This window comes from Paenibacillus sp. FSL R5-0378, from assembly GCF_038009285.1.
Classification (GTDB): domain Bacteria; phylum Bacillota; class Bacilli; order Paenibacillales; family Paenibacillaceae; genus Paenibacillus_AQ; species Paenibacillus_AQ favisporus.
The window spans coordinates 573210-586403 of record NZ_JBBPAY010000001.1 but is presented as its reverse complement, the minus strand read 5'-3'; the positions used below and the strand labels follow the sequence as shown (position 1 = coordinate 586403).

At 55.0% G+C, this 13194-nt stretch carries 10 protein-coding genes; 6 read left to right on the top strand and 4 right to left on the bottom strand.

The window, feature by feature from the left end:
• Positions 1 to 110: 110 nt before the first annotated feature.
• On the top strand, positions 111 to 3500 hold the full coding sequence (locus MKY74_RS02525) for an S-layer homology domain-containing protein (RefSeq protein WP_076173076.1): 3390 nt from the start codon (positions 111 to 113) through the stop codon (positions 3498 to 3500).
• A gap of 77 nt (positions 3501 to 3577) precedes the next feature.
• Here the strand turns inward: MKY74_RS02525 and MKY74_RS02520 are convergent, their stop codons facing one another.
• On the bottom strand, positions 3578 to 4321 hold the full coding sequence (locus MKY74_RS02520) for an MBL fold metallo-hydrolase (protein WP_208629344.1): 744 nt from the start codon (positions 4319 to 4321) through the stop codon (positions 3578 to 3580).
• Between the two features lie 204 nt (positions 4322 to 4525).
• The gene (locus tag MKY74_RS02515; RefSeq protein ID WP_076173075.1) at positions 4526 to 5494 is read right to left on the bottom strand and encodes a hypothetical protein; all 969 of its coding nucleotides are present in this window, start codon (positions 5492 to 5494) and stop codon (positions 4526 to 4528) included.
• A gap of 237 nt (positions 5495 to 5731) precedes the next feature.
• Here MKY74_RS02515 and MKY74_RS02510 point away from each other — a divergent pair, with 237 nt between their 5' ends.
• From MKY74_RS02510 to MKY74_RS02500, 3 genes are all read left to right on the top strand, one after another.
• Positions 5732 to 6790, top strand: coding sequence for a fatty acid desaturase (locus tag MKY74_RS02510; RefSeq protein ID WP_076173074.1), 1059 nt, complete (start codon positions 5732 to 5734; stop codon positions 6788 to 6790).
• 69 nt (positions 6791 to 6859) lie between these two features.
• Positions 6860 to 8002, top strand: a complete 1143-nt coding sequence (locus MKY74_RS02505; RefSeq protein ID WP_076173073.1) for a sensor histidine kinase — start codon at positions 6860 to 6862, stop codon at positions 8000 to 8002.
• Positions 7999 to 8598, top strand: a complete 600-nt coding sequence (locus tag MKY74_RS02500; RefSeq protein WP_076173072.1) for a response regulator transcription factor — start codon at positions 7999 to 8001, stop codon at positions 8596 to 8598. Before MKY74_RS02505 ends, MKY74_RS02500 begins: the two co-directional genes overlap by 4 nt.
• Before the next feature lie 41 nt (positions 8599 to 8639).
• Here the strand turns inward: MKY74_RS02500 and MKY74_RS02495 are convergent, their stop codons facing one another.
• Positions 8640 to 10049, bottom strand: coding sequence for a sensor histidine kinase (locus MKY74_RS02495; protein WP_076173071.1), 1410 nt, complete (start codon positions 10047 to 10049; stop codon positions 8640 to 8642).
• Positions 10027 to 10764 carry a response regulator transcription factor gene (locus MKY74_RS02490; RefSeq protein ID WP_076173070.1) on the bottom strand — a complete coding sequence of 246 codons (738 nt, stop codon included), beginning with the start codon at positions 10762 to 10764 and terminating at the stop codon, positions 10027 to 10029. The genes MKY74_RS02495 and MKY74_RS02490 overlap by 23 nt, the downstream gene beginning before the upstream one ends.
• 164 nt (positions 10765 to 10928) lie before the next feature.
• Here MKY74_RS02490 and MKY74_RS02485 point away from each other — a divergent pair, with 164 nt between their 5' ends.
• Together MKY74_RS02485 and MKY74_RS02480 are read left to right on the top strand one after the other, a co-directional pair.
• The gene (locus MKY74_RS02485; RefSeq protein WP_076173069.1) at positions 10929 to 11831 is read left to right on the top strand and encodes a hypothetical protein; all 903 of its coding nucleotides are present in this window, start codon (positions 10929 to 10931) and stop codon (positions 11829 to 11831) included.
• A 238-nt stretch (positions 11832 to 12069) separates the two neighbouring features.
• Positions 12070 to 13170: a threonine aldolase family protein gene (locus MKY74_RS02480; RefSeq protein WP_076173068.1), complete on the top strand. Its 1101-nt coding sequence runs from the start codon at positions 12070 to 12072 to the stop codon at positions 13168 to 13170.
• Positions 13171 to 13194 lie beyond the last annotated feature (24 nt).

The window sequence follows — 13194 nt, the reverse complement described above, 5'->3', positions numbered from 1 at the left end:
ACGATAGGGATGCCTTTTTGATCCCGATTCAAAAGACCTAGACGGAAAGACTTATGCCGGCTTGGGGTTGGGACAATTTTCATATCTGAAAGAGCAAGGAGAGATAGGAAATGCACCGATTAAGAAAGCTAAGTCTGGGAGCCGTGCTTATGTTCGGCCTGCAGCAGCTGTACCCGGTGGCGGCATTTGCCGAAATTGCAGTGGAGCCGCAGGAGGACCCGTTTGTTTTTTATGTTAGCGACAACGATTATGGCGAGGGATACAAGCTGAGGGTTAGCTCCTATAGCGATCAGGAAGACCTTTTGCACGAGGAGACCAGCGAGAACCCTCCGAATGAGCCTTTCGTCATTTCCATTAATCCGTACGAAAATCCATGGATTCCGCACGTTGATCTGGATGACCCGCGTCCAATTACATTCCGGGTGGAGACGATTAAAATGAACGGCAGCGGTTCGGAAGGGGATGGAGCATCCCCTGAGGCCTCTGGCGGCACCGGCGGATCGAGCGGAGCGGATAGCGGCATTGAAGAGCCGGGCAACCCTAGCGGCGAAGTCGGCGACGGCACGACCGGGGGCACGAGCAGCGGCAATGAGGGAACTGTAGGCTCGGATTCCGGAGAAACCGGCGGCACTGGCGGAAGTGAAACCGGAGATGCGGGGCAAGGCGATCCGATTCCCGGGAACTCCGGGGAGCCTGGGGGTTTGCCTGGAATCGGTATCGAATCGATTAGCACCGATGTACCCCAAGAGGATAGCACAAGTGTGGCGGCGGCTCCCGGCAATGAAAACAGCGAAGAGGTTGTGGACAGCGTCGATTATACGTGGAGCCCAATGGCGACCGTCGAAGGGGATATCCCTGCTGCACCCGGATCGGTGGACGACCTGAGAGTGCTGGTGGCGAGCATAGACAGCCTCGGGACCTCCGTAGGCGAAGGCGATGAAGGATTTAAATACGATGAAGAAACACACATGGTCCATTATAAGGTAAACCTGCCGAAGGGCGGACCTTACCTTGTGGAGGCCTCAGTTGACGGTGACCCTTATGGATCGGCTCTGGTGAAGCCGGTTACCGGGGTGAACCGTTTCCCAAGTAAAACGCTGCTCGAGGGCAACCAGATCCATACTTACTTTGAAGTAGACGCTGATCCTCTTGTCCCGTACACCGTAGAACAACTGAATGGGATGGACGAGAGCTTGAATGCGGACGATGGACAGGCGGTCGATTTCGGCGGGCAAACCTACAATACGTCCAAGGAGGTCGAACTTCCGTTCGAATTTCCGTTTTATGGGGAGAAGCATGGCCAGATCTGGATCGATATCAACGGAGGAATTTATTTTGACAATTATTCCACTCCGGGTCCAGAGAATTATCCAGATGTAGATGCACCGCCTGCTCTGCAGGCCTATGTATCCGGTCTGAGGCTGAATCCTACCGACCCAAACTCCAAAATCCTAACGAAAACGATTGGGGAGGAAGGGGACCGGAAGTTTATCGTACAATGGAACAATATGTATTTTTATAACGCCGATGCCCCGATTACGTTCCAGGCGATTCTATTCGAAAATGGGGATGTGCAATATCAGTATCCGAACATCACGATAGAAAACGGCGAATACGATGACGGCGAGGCTTCAACGATCGGCATTCAAGCCGCTCGGGGCTTGTCCCTAAATTACCTCCTCTATTCGCATCGCATGTCCATGATCGAAAGCAACCAGGCGATTCGCTTCAGTCCGGTAACGGTCTCGGACGAGAATCCCTCCGATCCGGGTCCCGGCCAGTACACAGTGACCTACAACGGTAATGGCAGCACAGAAGGCGTAGTCCCTGTGGACGGGCAAGCTTATGGTACTGAGGATAGCGTAACCGTTCAGGGGAACGCCGGCGGCCTTAAGAAGGATGGGTACGATTTTGCCGGATGGAGCCGGCATTCGGACGGAAGCGGCACGCTGTATAAGGAAGGCGACACCATTTCGGTCGGCTCGGAAAATATAACGCTCTATGCGGTATGGGCGCCGGTAACTCCTCCGGGTGGCGGTGGCGATAACGGAAACGGCGGAGGAGGAGATAACGGCTCCGGTGGAGATGGCGGCTCCGGCGGAGGGGATCATGGCTCCGGCAATAACGGCGGATCTAACGGCGGTGGAAGTAACGGTGGCAGCAATAGCTCGGGCGGCAGCGGCGGATCGAATAACGGCGGCGGCAGCACTGGCGGCTCAACCACGCCAGCGTCTTCGGGAAATTCGGCTGCCAGCGTTCCTTCGCCGATCGTGGTGAACGGTAAGTCTTACGATGGTGTGCTTCAAACGACGACTTCTACCAATAACGGGCAGACGTCCGTAACGGCGGTCCTTGATTCGTCAAAGCTGCAGGCTATGCTGAGCCAGGCGGGACCGGGACAATCCGTCACCATTCCGGTCATGCAGGCGGCAAATACAACGACGGTGGGGCTGACAGCAGAATCGCTGAGGGCTCTGGAAAACGGCGCCAGTCAGCTGGTGATCCAAACCGCAAACGGAAGCTATCAGATTCCTGTTTCTGAGATCAGCACGTCAAGACTAACCCGGATTTTCCAAGCTTCAGGTGATGTTACGGGCATGAACGTCCAGATCACCATCGCCGGGTATGAAGCGGCAAAGGCAGCACAGCTGCAGGCAGCCGCCCAAAAGATGGGGCTTCAGCTGGTGACCGGACCGGTCGATTTCCGGATTGCCGCTTCGTTCCAGGGTCAAACCTTGAACGTTAGCCCGTACAGCACTTATGTGCAGCACGTCCTGCCGATTCCGGCAGCAGGTGAAGGTATGGTGTCCACGGGAGTCATGCTGGACGAGAACGGAACCGTGCATCCGGTGCCCACCCGGTTGACCGGAGAGAACGGCAGCCGCAGTGCGGTCATGAGCAGCGTAACAGGCGGTACGTTCGCCTTGGTTGGCTACAGCACAAGCTTCAGCGATGTAAGCGGGCATATCCAAGAAGTCGTACAAAACCTCGCGTCCCGCTTGATTCTGCAGGGAACGGGGGATGGCCGATTCAATCCTGACCATACGACTACCCGCGCAGAATTTACGGCCATTCTGGTCCGCGCGTTAGGGCTTGCCGGCGGAGGCCAATCAAGCAGCTATGCCGATGTGAAGCCGGGCGACTGGTATACAGAGGCCGTCACGCTCGCCCAAAGATACGGTATCGTGAACGGTTACAGCGACGGCACGTTCCGTCCCGGTCATACGATCACCCGTGAGGAGGCGCTGGTCATGTTCAACCGGGCCGGTAAGCTGGCCCGCCTGAAATCCGGTGCCGATCAGGAAGGCTTAAGCCAAGCATTGTCCGCATTTACAGACAGCCAGGCTGTGTCGGGCTGGGCGGCTCAGGCCGTGGCCGAAGCGGCTCAGAACGAGCTCTTGAACGGCTTTGGCGCTCAGCTGCAGCCGAAAAAAGAGATTACCCGAGCGGAAACGGCCGAGATCCTTCAGCGTTTGCTGGAGAAGTCAGGCCTCATCTGATCGTATAAACACTATAGAACATGCAGAAGCAGCTGCCGGGAATATTCCGGCAGCTTTTTTGTTCCAGCCGATGAGGCTCAGTCTATACCCACCAGCGCTTCAAGTTGAGCCCGAATGGCGCCGCGGGCGAATCCGCCGTGATAACAAATGACGTTCTCGATTTCGTAATTCAGATACCTCTGCAGCGAACGTACCGCCGCGTCCATATCCGGCGTAGAAGGGCGGTGAGGTCCCATCAGCTTGCCGTTAACGCTCAACATCGCATCCCCGGCAACCAGCGTTTGGCTCCGGTGCAGATACAGACTGAGGTGTCCCGGCGTATGTCCCGGTGTATAGATCACCTCGATTCCTCCGCAATAGGGCAGCACCTGCCCGTCTTCCAGCGTGTGATCAACTCTGCCCTTAGGCAGGTTGGCGATCAGGAAGGAGACAATCTGCGTGCGCTCACCTTCCGGCAAGCCTTCCAGCTGCCAGGCCATGTGCTCCATTGTGGCCTTCATTAATGGGAGCTCGCCTTCGATATACGGCTTCTCCAACGGGTGGGCGTATACGTTGATGCGGAATCCGGCTTCCTCCAGAATCTCCGGCAGGCTGCCGATATGATCGATATCCTGATGGGTCAGCAATATGGCCCGCAGTTGCTCTGCCGGAACGCCGTGCCGCTCCATTTCGTTCCGGATCTGCCCCCACTGGCCGGGCGTACCGGTATCGATCAGCACCGCGTCTTGTCCGTCCCAAACAAGCGTAGGGTGTAACGTCTGGGGGCCGCCAAATCCGTCAATCTGCAGTTCCAGCATGATTGCACCATGTTCAATGATCAAGGGAACACCTCCTTTATAGTCAGTTCATAGCGAATGGGCTGAGAAGATACATCTCCCTACCAGAATAACGATCCAAGCGGGCGTAAGGATACGTGAACAGCGTGCCGCTCGAAGAAAACTTTCCCGGACCAGGCAGCGAAGGGACCGGACCCCACATAAAAAAAGCGGCAAGGCCCATGGGCCTCCCGCTATACTCGCAAAACGTTAGGATTTTTTCTTGTCGGAGCCTCCAAAGTTCAGGCCGAGCTCGCCGTCATGGCTGCCGACATTGCCGCCGACCTTAAAGCTGACACCTTTACCGCCGCCAACTTGCGCCCCGGCATGAGCCCCGAGACCGTGATCGCCGCCCACATGCGCACCTGCGCTGACGCCGGCCCCTTGCCCGCCGCCAACCTGGCTGTTCACATAGGCACCGATGCCGTGATCTCCGCCAAGCTGGGCTTCCGTATTCAAGCCGATTCCCTGCTTGATGCCGACATGACCGTCGGCATGGACGCCAAGGCCGTACTTGCCACCCAATTGGGCGCCGGTATCGAAGCTGAGGCCGTGGCTGCCGCTTACCCCGGCTTCACCTTGCATGCCAAGTCCGTAAGATTCGCCGCCGACATGTGTGCCGGCTTGGGTGCTGACGCCGGTGCTGTCCATCTGGCCGCTGGCGCTAACTCCAACGCCGTGCTTGCCGCCGATTTCCATGGAGGTGTTCATCTGAATCCCTTTGGTGGATTCGGCTTTTTGCTCACCCTTTACGGCTTCGCTTTTCACTGGCTCCTCTTTCTTGGCCTTTTCCTTGACGGGTTCGCTTTTGGCCGCTTCACTTTTCACGGGAGCTTCCTTTACGGCCTCAGGTTTGACTGCCGTATTCTCGGGCTTTGCCAGCTCCGTTTTCTCGGTAGCAGGATTAATCTTGAATTTGTAGCCTTGGGGCGTAGGTTCAACCCGGTTCCAATCATAGGGGAACGGCTGTGGAGTGATAGGAGCAAACGGATAAGGATAGGAGTTGAGCTGCCCGTTTGTGTCGTATGCGTAGTACGTGCGATAAGGAACCGGATAAACGTACTGGGGCCACGTATAGGGAAGGGCGTATGGATAAGAGGATCGCTGGTTGTAAGCATAAGCATACGGGTCCACGCATGGCTGCCAGCACGGCCCGTACGGATGTCCATTCGTAATCATGGGGAACCTCCATATTTGAATTTAATACTATAACCTATTCACATGGAGCCCGAGGTGACACCCGCCTACGGGTCGTTTCTTCGCAAGAGGAGATGTACTATTTCATATGACGTTTGTCATACTCCCTACCTGATGTTCATGACTACTCGGTGACGGTCTGGTTTTCTATACTTAGGCTAGAAGACGTCCTCGGAAGCCCCGAGTATGACGGCATGCTTCATTCAGGGAGGAAGACAGATGAAAACACAAACCAAGGTCACCAATCTAAAAAAAGAAATGGCCCCCTATGAGAAAAGCAATACGAAATCGAGCATCATACAGGTCGTGACAACCTTAGGACCTCTGTTATTACTCTGGTACGCCGCATATTTAAGCTTATCCGTATCATATTGGATAACAATTCCTATAACCCTGATTGCTTCCGGATTCGCCATTCGGACCTTTATTATTTTTCACGACTGCTGTCACTATTCTTTCTTTCAGAATCGGCGGGCCAATGAAATCATCGGTATGATTACGGGGATTCTGACGCTTGTTCCGTACCAGCAGTGGAAGAACGAGCACTCCATTCATCATGCCACGAGCAGCAACCTGGATAAACGGGGGATCGGCGATATGTGGGTGATGACCGTGGATGAATATGCCGCGGCGTCATGGACGAGGAGACTCGCTTACCGTTTCTATCGCCACCCGGTTGTTATGCTCGGACTCGGGCCGATCTTCGTGTTTGTCATATCGTACCGTTTTAACCGTAAAGGAGCGAAGCGGAAGGAACGCATCAACACCCATGTGACGAATGCAGCGATTGTCGGTTTGTATGCAGTGATGTGCTGGGCGGTAGGCTGGGAGGCGTTCCTGATGGTACAGCTCCCGATTTTATTCGTATCCGGGATGCTGGGCATTTGGCTGTTTTACGTGCAGCATCAGTTTGAAGATTCCTACTTTGAAAATGAGGACGAATGGAGCTACGTAAAAGCTGCGGTGGAAGGAAGCTCGTACTACAAGCTGCCCAAGGTGCTGCAGTGGATCACAGGCAATATCGGTTTCCATCATGTCCACCATTTGAGCCCGAAGGTGCCCAATTACAATTTGGAGAAGGCGCATAATTCGACGCCGCCGCTTCAGAAGGCTACGACAATTACGCTTGCGACGAGCTTGGCCTCTCTTAAATTCCGGCTGTGGGATGAGGAGAACAAAACATTTGTCAGCTTTAAGCAGATCAAACTTGGTCGGCAGCAAACCGAGCGTGGAGCTAAACCGATCAAAGCCAGCAGAGCAAGCATACAAGGGGAATAGCGCTGTTATCCGGCGTTTATGATAAACTACAAGGAAAAACTATCGTTCGCACGTCGGGGGGCATCGGCCTTGCAGAAATGGTACCAAATTTTTCACAGGAGCACAGGACTGAGTCCTTATGTATGGGTCATCTTTTATATTTTCCCTTTTTACTTCATATTTCGTTCTTCGTCCACGGTTCATGTAGTGTTTGGCACCCTGATGATTCTGGCGTTTTTCGGCTGCTATGTGTTGTCGTTTGTATCCAAGGGCTGGTGGTTGTATTTTTGGACGTCCATTCAGATTCTGATATCCTTGGCCATGACCCTGATCTTCGGATATGTCTATTTCGCGCTCTTCGTTGCGTTCTTTATCGGAAATATTCATCACCGGGTTGGATTCGTTACGCTGTATACGATTCACCTCGTTACGACAATGGTTACGGTGAATTATGAATATGTGACGCAGGATCCCGTCATGATTACCCAAATCCCGTTCGTTCTGATCAGTCTGATCGCGGTGATTCTGCTGCCTGTCACCACATACTATCGGAACAAACGAGGGAAGCTTGAGGTACAGCTGGAGGATGCGAATAAGCGGATTTCCGAACTGGTGAAGCTGGAGGAACGTCAAAGGATTGCCCGCGACCTTCATGATACGCTCGGTCAGAAGCTGTCCCTTATCGGGCTGAAGAGCGATTTGGCCGGCAGATTAATCAGCACAGACCCGGCTCAAGCGCAGTCCGAGATCAACGATGTGCGTCAAACGGCAAGAAATGCTTTGAAAGAAGTGCGGGACTTGGTCACGCAGATGCGCGGCACGCGCCTCGAAGATGAGATGTTCCGCATCAAGCAGATCCTTAAGGCGGCCGAGATTGAATTTGTTATAGCAGGAGACCCGATACTCAGCAATACCTCGCTTCTGGTTGAAAATGTGCTGAGCATGTGCCTGAAAGAAGCGGTGACGAATGTAGTCAAACACAGCGGCGCCACCGTCTGCTCGATTGTCATCGAGTCGTCTGCAACCGAGCTGACGATGAAGATCATCGACAACGGGATTGGAATCCAGACGGACTCGGCCCTGGTCAGAGGAAGCGGTCTGCGCGGAATGAAAGAACGGCTGGAGTTCGTAAACGGCAGTATGGAAATCGCCGCGGGCATCGATCCGGGCACGAAGGTGATCATTAAAGTGCCGAACGCTGTTAAACACCCGGATAAGGAGGTCATCATATGATCCGAATCGTTATAGCCGAGGACCAACGAATGGTGCGGGGCGCGCTTGCCTCGCTGGTCAATCTGGAACACGATATGCAGGTTGTGGGCCAAGCGAGCAACGGCGAGGATGCCGTGAAGCTGGTTCAGCAGCTGAAGCCGGATGTTTGTATCATGGATATTGAAATGCCGGGAAAAAGCGGTCTGGAAGCGGCCGAGGAACTGAAAGGCAGCGGCTGCAAGGTGATGATTCTGACGACCTTTGCACGCTTTGGCTATTTCGAGCGGGCCATCAAGGCCGGGGCATATGGATACTTGTTAAAAGACAGCCCCAGCGAAGAATTGGCAAGTTCCATTCGGAGTATCATGGCGGGCAGACGGATTTATGCGACAGAGCTCGTCGACGATGCGTCCGGTGAGGAGAACCCGCTTACCCCACGGGAAAAGGACGTGCTCGGCCTCATTGCCGATGGCAAGAACACAAAGGAAATCTCCAGTCAATTGGATATCACGCAAGGAACGGTCCGGAACTACATTTCCGTCATTCTGGATAAGCTTCAAGTCACGAATCGGGTGGAAGCCATCACGCGTTTTAAAGAGAAGGGCTGGTTCAAATGATTCGATCCCGATGGCCCCTTGGCATGGATTTTGGATGAACCTTAAGGTTTACCGGGTCCGTTTCCAGGGGGCATTTTTGTATTGGACCCTGCAGCCGTTGGAGCTGCCGGAAAGCTCATCGAGATCACAGCCCCGCCTTCCTGCCGGTTGCTTGCGGCAATGATCCCGCCGCAACGCTCCACAATCGCCCGCGAGATCGCCAGCCCCAGGCCGGACTCCCCGTCCTTGCCCTTTACGAACCGATGGAAAAGAAAAGGGAGAAGCTTATCCGGAATGCCGGGCCCGTCGTCGCTGATGGTCATTTCGATCCGACCCTCCAAGACCTTGGCGTGTACATTCATTTGCTCAACGGCATAGCGGGCAGCGTTGGACATGACATTCAGCAGCGCCTGAAGCAGCTTGTCCCGGTCGGCCACGACCTCGAACGGCCCGGACGGCGGGGCGTAATCGATCTGCAGCCGGATCCCTTTCTTGACCAGCAGCGGATTCATGCGTTCCGAAGCTTCGGTGATCAGTTCCTTCAAGGACACAGCGTTCTTGCGGAATACGTCCTCTTCGCTGTCCAGTTTTGCGAGCAGGGTCATCTCCGTCACCAGCTTCTTGAGCCTGCCGCTTTCGCTGATGATGATATCGAGGCCTTTGCGGATGCGCTCACCTTCAAATACCCCGTCACGAATGCCTTCCGCATAACCCGCGATGGACATCAGCGGGGTTTTCAGCTCATGCGACGCGTTTTGGAAAAACTGCTTCTGCACATGGTTAAACCGGTCCAACTCCCCGGCCATGTCATACACGGACTCCGCTACGGAACCGATCTCGCCCCCAGCTCTGATGAAGCGAACCTCGGAAAACCGGCGCTCCTTGACCTTGATCAGCTCCTCCTGCAGGCTCATGAGCGGCCGGATCAGCTTCTTTGTAATAAACAAGCTGAACGCGACCATGAACGCGCCTCCGACGCCAAAAATGATCAGCAGCCGTTTCAGCAGCGCTTGTTCAATCGACTTGACCCGGCTCACCGGCGTGAGCAGGGTAAGCGTCCCCTGGGGCACGATGCTTACGGATGTGATAAACCTTTTGTCCGTCCCCTCTACAATGTCCTTGAAAGCCTGCTCGCCGGAGACGCCCTTCACGGCCTCGGCGATCCTCATGGCGGGATTCGGGGCGGTCACGGGCATGCTTTTTCCCTGGATATCCGTGAAAATGGCCGCAACTCCGCTGGTTTCCGCCATTTTAACCGGCAGGGCAGGGGCTGTGGACAGCTCCGCCGCAACGGTTTGAATGCTGTCGACCCGCAGCTTGGCGGATATGACGGCGCCCATGGCCTTCAGGTCCTCCTTCTGGGAGCCGATTAGGTGGTCCAGCAGGACGAAATGGATCACCACGGCCGTAACGGACAGGACCAGCAGCAGTGCGATCCCGAAGGCCAAATTAATCTGATGCACGAGCTTCATCGTGAATGTCGCCTCCCTCATGTCTTAACCGGTAGCCATGTCCCCAGATAGCTTCGATCGGCACATGTTCCAGCTTTTTACGCATCCGTTTGATCAAGTGGTCGACCGCCCGGTCGCTGCCGAAATAGTCGTCGCCCCAGACCCGGGTCAGCAGCTCATCCCGCGTGAAGGCTCGGTTCGGATGCTCGGCCAGCACCTGCAGCATCGCGAACTCCTTGCTGGTCATGTCCACTTCTTCCCCGTGCCAGAATACGCGCCGTTCGTCGGGGATCAGCTGCAGCCCGCCCGTTTCGATCCGGGCCGGATGGGACAGGCCCGCTGCGGCATCGCCGGATCCGCTCAGCTTGTACCAGCGCTGGAGCTGCCGTCTGATACGCGCGACGAGCTCGCGGGGGCTGAATGGCTTGACGAGGTAATCGTCGCTGCCCAGCTCCAGGCCCAATATTTTATCGACCTCGTTGTCTTTGGCCGAGATCATGATGATCGGCACTTCCGCCTCCTGCCGGATCCGCCGGCAAAATTCGTAGCCGTCCATGCCCGGAAGCATGATATCCAGGACCCACATGTCCGGCGGTGACGTCCGCCATAGATTCCAGGCTTCCTCGGCGCTGCCGAGGCCAATCGTGCGGTAGTTTTCTTTTTGTAAATACGCCTCGACAAGATCCCTTATATGTACATCATCATCGACCACGGCGATGACGTAACTGTTGTTCATCCCATGTACCTCCCGGATTGGAAATTCATCTCCAGTATATCAAGCGGGCGCCTGCGTATGGAGCTCTGCCATTGTTTTTCCATAATTTCTCCCGCGGGCTGCCACAATCGTTCCGTAGACTGGGACATGTAACACCATATCCGAATTAAAGGAGTGCTGAATCAATGATTCGAAACGCATGGTTTAAAAAGACGGTCGCCTCTGCGCTGCTCATGTCCGCCGTAGCGGCCCCGGCCGTAACAAATGCAGACGCGAGTGAACAGCCCAAGGTTCCTTCCGATGTTCCAGCCAAGGTAGCTGCGATACCGGCAATCAAGGGAGCGGTTATGAAATCCGCCATTGCAGATCCGGTCGAGCTGGCCCAAAAATATGCGCCGGACACCGTAGAGGACTGGAAGCAGACATTGGAGCAGTTCAAAAAGGTGGCAGGAGAAGGCCAACGCTTCTTCAGCATAATCAAAGCGGTTCCGGTGGAAGATGCAGCGAAAGTAAAAGCGGGCGAAGCTTCTCCGGTTACGGAGACGCTTCAGCCGGCAGCGGCAATTCCGGGGGAGAAGATCCGGATCGAAATCCTGGATAAGCTGAAGGACAAGGCGGCCGAGGTGCTGGGTCAGGCCAAGGATCTGGAGCTGGCCGATGTGCCGGGTCAGATCAAGGTGTTCGATAAAGCCGAGGTGCCAGGCCAGATCCTGGAATTGGACAAAGCTGAGGTATTGGGCCAGATCAAGGAGCTGGTGAAATCCGAAGCGGCGGAACAAGCCAAACCTGTGGATGAGGCCAAGGCGCTCAGACCTGCCAAGGTCATCATCTCCAAGCTGGGGGACCTGAAGGTAGAGGCGGCTAAGACTGAGCCGGCGGCGGCAGGCGACTCAGAGCATTCCAAAACTGTGAGCATTGCTGTCAGCAAGGAAGCAAGCGAGTCCGCCATTGCGTTTATGAAGGCCCACATCGCTTTGCATGACGCCGTGGAGTCCAAGGACGAGGCGGCCATCAAGGACGCGCTCGCCAAGCTGCTCGTTCAATACAAGGCGCAGATCAAGGAGCTTGAAGCGGCGGCTAAATCTTAATTGTTTCGTTGAGCAGTCCGTACAGACACATAGAGGAGATATGAAGGCAGTCCCTGTTTCCAGCCCCGGCTGGAGCTGGGACTGTTTGCGCGTGCAAAAAATTTTGCATCTCCCTTTCAAGATTTAGTATGCTAAAGACAGCAAACAACGATCGTTGTTGAACATGTCACGTGAACGCCCGGACGTAAGTAATGGTCCGGTTGCAATGCGCGAGTTGAAAGGGAGTCGGTCCGGACGAATGAATACGGGTAAAATATCATTGGCAGAAGCAGGCAAGCAGGCAGAATATGTACTGGGAGGGCACGGTCCCCGAAATCTGGAGGTGCTGAAGGAGGCCTTCCGGGAGGTGGACGGGTCCCTCGGTGGCGATGCCTACGGCAAAGGCAAGGTGATAGAGGATTTTCAGGACAAAATGGCGGCGTATTTGGGCAAGGAATCGGCTGTCTTTTTCCCGAGCGGGACGATGGCCCAGCAGATTGCGCTGCGGATCTGGTGCGATGAGAAGCAGGTGAAGAAGGTGGCATACCACCCGCTGTGCCACCTGGAAATCCACGAAGAGGACGGTTTAAAAGAGCTGCATCATATTGAACCGGTGCTTCTGGCGGACAAGGATCGCCTGATCCGGCTGGAGGACGTTGAGCGGATGACGGAGGACGTTTCCTGTCTCCTGCTGGAGCTGCCCCAGCGCGAAATCGGCGGTCAGCTGCCGGACTACGGCGAGCTCGAAGCGATTTCCGCCTATTGCCGTGAAAAGGGCATCCGCCTGCATCTCGATGGAGCGAGACTGTTCGAGGTTACGCCTTACTATGGAAAAACCGCCGCGGAAATCTGCTCGCTATTCGACAGTGTCTACGTTTCTTTTTATAAAGGCATCGGAGGCATTTCCGGTGCGATCTTGGCGGGAAGCCCGGATTTTACAGAGCGGTCCAAGGTATGGAAGAGACGGCACGGCGGGGATCTGTTCAGCCTGTATCCGTATGTAGTCAGCGCCGATTACTATTTTGACCGGCGGATTGGACGAATGGAGCAGTATTATGAGGATGCCAAAGAGCTTGCCGCGCTCTATAACGAATGCCACGGCGTCAGCACAAGGCCGGCCGTTCCCGTTTCGAATATGTTTCACGTCCATATTCAGCTTGGCAAAGAGCGGCTCGAAGCGCTCTTGGTGGATATCATCAGCGAAACAGGCATTCAATTGAATCATTATGTGAAAGATAACGGGGATTCGGAGTCCTCCTATGAAGTCAGCATCGGGGACATGTATGCCAAGGTGCCCAAAGAACGGATCAGGGACGCGTTCCGGGCGCTTGACCGGAAGCTGAAGGAAGAGCTGGGCTAAGAAAGGGTCAAACTGTTGAGGATG

Coding starts and splice junctions, on each gene's coding strand:
- MKY74_RS02495 (WP_076173071.1), bottom strand. CDS start 10,049: ATGAAGCTCGTGCATCAGATTAATTTGGCCTTCGGGATCGCACTGCTG.
- MKY74_RS02525 (WP_076173076.1), top strand. CDS start 111: ATGCACCGATTAAGAAAGCTAAGTCTGGGAGCCGTGCTTATGTTCGGC.
- MKY74_RS02500 (WP_076173072.1), top strand. CDS start 7,999: ATGATCCGAATCGTTATAGCCGAGGACCAACGAATGGTGCGGGGCGCG.
- MKY74_RS02515 (WP_076173075.1), bottom strand. CDS start 5,494: ATGATTACGAATGGACATCCGTACGGGCCGTGCTGGCAGCCATGCGTG.
- MKY74_RS02485 (WP_076173069.1), top strand. CDS start 10,929: ATGATTCGAAACGCATGGTTTAAAAAGACGGTCGCCTCTGCGCTGCTC.
- MKY74_RS02490 (WP_076173070.1), bottom strand. CDS start 10,764: ATGAACAACAGTTACGTCATCGCCGTGGTCGATGATGATGTACATATA.
- MKY74_RS02510 (WP_076173074.1), top strand. CDS start 5,732: ATGAAAACACAAACCAAGGTCACCAATCTAAAAAAAGAAATGGCCCCC.
- MKY74_RS02480 (WP_076173068.1), top strand. CDS start 12,070: ATGAATACGGGTAAAATATCATTGGCAGAAGCAGGCAAGCAGGCAGAA.